At 69.3% G+C, this 2,405-nt stretch carries 3 protein-coding genes; 1 reads left to right on the top strand and 2 read right to left on the bottom strand.

Annotated features, from left to right (window positions below; translation table 11 throughout):
* Positions 1–61: 61 nt before the first annotated feature.
* Both AXW62_RS39520 and AXW62_RS39515 read right to left on the bottom strand, forming a co-directional pair.
* A complete protein-coding gene (locus AXW62_RS39520) occupies positions 62–625 on the bottom strand; it encodes a GNAT family N-acetyltransferase (RefSeq protein ID WP_060948543.1) in 564 nt (187 codons plus the stop codon).
* Positions 622–1,890 (bottom strand): NsdA family TPR-like regulatory protein, encoded by a 1,269-nt coding sequence (locus AXW62_RS39515; RefSeq protein WP_060948542.1) that lies wholly within the window; start codon positions 1,888–1,890, stop codon positions 622–624. The genes AXW62_RS39520 and AXW62_RS39515 overlap by 4 nt, the downstream gene beginning before the upstream one ends.
* Positions 1,891–2,024: 134 nt before the next feature.
* Here AXW62_RS39515 and AXW62_RS39510 point away from each other — a divergent pair, with 134 nt between their 5' ends.
* Positions 2,025–2,318 (top strand): hypothetical protein, encoded by a 294-nt coding sequence (locus AXW62_RS39510; protein ID WP_060948541.1) that lies wholly within the window; start codon positions 2,025–2,027, stop codon positions 2,316–2,318.
* Positions 2,319–2,405 lie beyond the last annotated feature (87 nt).

The following is a 2,405-nucleotide window of genomic DNA, read 5'->3' as shown; positions in this document are numbered from 1 at the left end:
ACCAGCGGCCCCAGAACCCCCGCCCGGCGGCGCGCGGCTGCCCGGCCCGGTTCCGGATCGCTCAGCGGTGGGGGCGACCTCGCAGGTCCAGGACCATGACGTCGTGGAGGACCGCGCCCTCCCACGGGTGGGCCGCCCCCACCTTGTGGTAGCCCCACGACCGGTACGCGGCCTGCGCGGCCTCGACGTCCGGTCGTGCGTTGAGCAGCACCCGCTCCGTGGTGGTGCCGGTGAGCACCGCTTCGTGCATCCGGCGTGCCACCCCCAGACGGCGCCACGGGGCGCGTACGGCGAGTTCCATCAGCCCGAACGTCCGATGCCCGTCCTCGCGACGCAGTTCGTCGTCCACGGGCGTGATGAGCCGGTCCCACCAGCCGGTGTGGGGGCTGAGCGGGTAGCCGTAGGCGATGCCGACCGGCACGCCCTCGCCCGTGCGGGCGAGGGCGGCGCGGAAGGTGGCCTTGCGGACCTGCGAACGGAATCGGCGGAAGTTCGCGTCGACCGATTCCGGAGTCTCCTCGTAAGGCTCCTCGGCGAAGACCTCGGCGTAGACCAGCTTGAACTCCGGCTCGGCCCGCGCGGCAGCCGCGCCGTCCATGCTCTCGACAGTGACCGTCCCGGTCATGATCTGCCTCCTCGTGTGGCCTCACAGATGCGGGCGGATATATCGCGCGTCACCACGGTGTCCATGGCAATGGCGGTCTTGCGGAAGGCGTGCATGCGTTGCGTCAGCCGATCGGAATCGATTTCCTCATAGGCATCGAGCACACTTCCCATCTCAGCGCACGCCTCTTCAGCCTCCCCCGCGTCAAGGAGCGTGCAGGCGAGTTTCGACCGGTACCAGGCCGCGTTGCGGGCATAGCCACCAGCCAGACCATCGACAGCGGCACGCAAGAACGGCACAGCGCGTCGTGGTTCGCCAGCCGCCACGTACATATCCGCTGTGGCGTAGTCGATTTCGATGGGGCCTGCGAACCGTGCCCAACTCGGCACATCAATATCCGTGTCGGTGCGGCTCTGGTACGAAAGAGCACGGCTGAGTGCTCTCCGGGCAGCGGCCGTGTCCCCGGCCCGCGTGGCTACGTTGGCCTCCCGCAGAGCGATCACAAGATGCACCGTCGGCCCGGCCCCACTCCTGCTGGCCAGGCCATAAGCGGACTCGACCGCTGACGCGGCCTCCCACAGCCGGTCCGTCTTGATATCGATCAGGACGAGGGTCTCCAGCGCGGAAAGCTGCAAGAGACCGTCGCCGATGAGTTGAGCCGTGGTCAACGCCTCCATGGCGGCGGTGCGAGCCTGCCCGAGCGGCCCACTGTCGTAGCCGTACCACGCTTGATTGCTGTGCAGCTCGGAAAGCGCGGCCTGTAAATCACGGCCCACCCCGCTCGTATATACGCTGCTGCTCAGCACATGCGTGAGCTCCCGCTCCAAGCGCTCGGCACGCGCCTTCGCGGGGATACCGCCCGACTGGTGATCGACGGCGTAGAGGTCGGCCAGCCGGGCGCGGAACGCCGCCACCTCACTCGCACCGATACGCGGGCCGTGCTGGTTCGGAAGGACCGCCGCCGCCGCGATCGCACCCGACCCCGTGACAAACGCTCGACGCTTCACGTCTCCATCGTGGCCGATCCACTCGACATCCGAACACCGGTGCGCGGGAACGTCGAATCCCATGTCGGCAAGCGGAAGGCCGAACACCACCTCCAATACGGCCTGTTGGCTCGGATGCGGTAACGGCGGAGGCGACTCGCTCTCCCACCGCCGGAGCTGGCGGACGCTCACCGAGGCGTCGATCCCCAGCCTGGCGGCCTCACGGGCGAACGCGGCGACGAAGGACGCCTGCGTGTAACCCGCCTTCCTGCGTAGCGATGCCAACGTTCTGTTCGCCATCCGACCCCCCAGCGCTCGACAGCCCTGCACAGAGGGAAACGTCCGCCCCAACGTCCGGTCACGCGCAGCCCCGGGCTCGCGCCGAAGCGGTGCACTTGTACCAGACCCCGCCCACCTGCTGAGCGAAGGACGCGATGACCGATCTGCGCCTACTCCCCTGGTCCGATCCCGACGGCAGGCCGTGCTACCTGGCATCGGACAGCGACGACAGTCCGCTGAACCGCCGGGCGGACCAGATCGAGGCACTGCAGCTGTCCATGGGGACGGAGCTTCTCGGTCACGCCCGAGCGCTGCTGGGCGACCGTAAGGCGGACGCGAGAGAGCTCCGCTTCCTCGCCAACCGGCTCTGTGAGGCGCTGCGCGACGTACTGCGAGTGGCCGAGAGCAGAGGCAGGCGGCTCCCTGACCACGGCGGCCAGGGCGAGTGATGAACGGGCGCGGGCTCGCTCCCACCCCACCCGACACCCGGGCCACCGGGGCGCGCGCCGCCGGGCGGGGGTTTCGGGGCCGCTGGT

The sequence above is a fragment of the Streptomyces hygroscopicus subsp. hygroscopicus genome, from assembly GCF_001553455.1.
In the GTDB taxonomy this organism is placed as follows: domain Bacteria; phylum Actinomycetota; class Actinomycetes; order Streptomycetales; family Streptomycetaceae; genus Streptomyces; species Streptomyces hygroscopicus.
The sequence above is the reverse complement of the archived record's forward strand: the minus strand, read 5'-3'. Positions and strand labels throughout refer to the sequence as shown.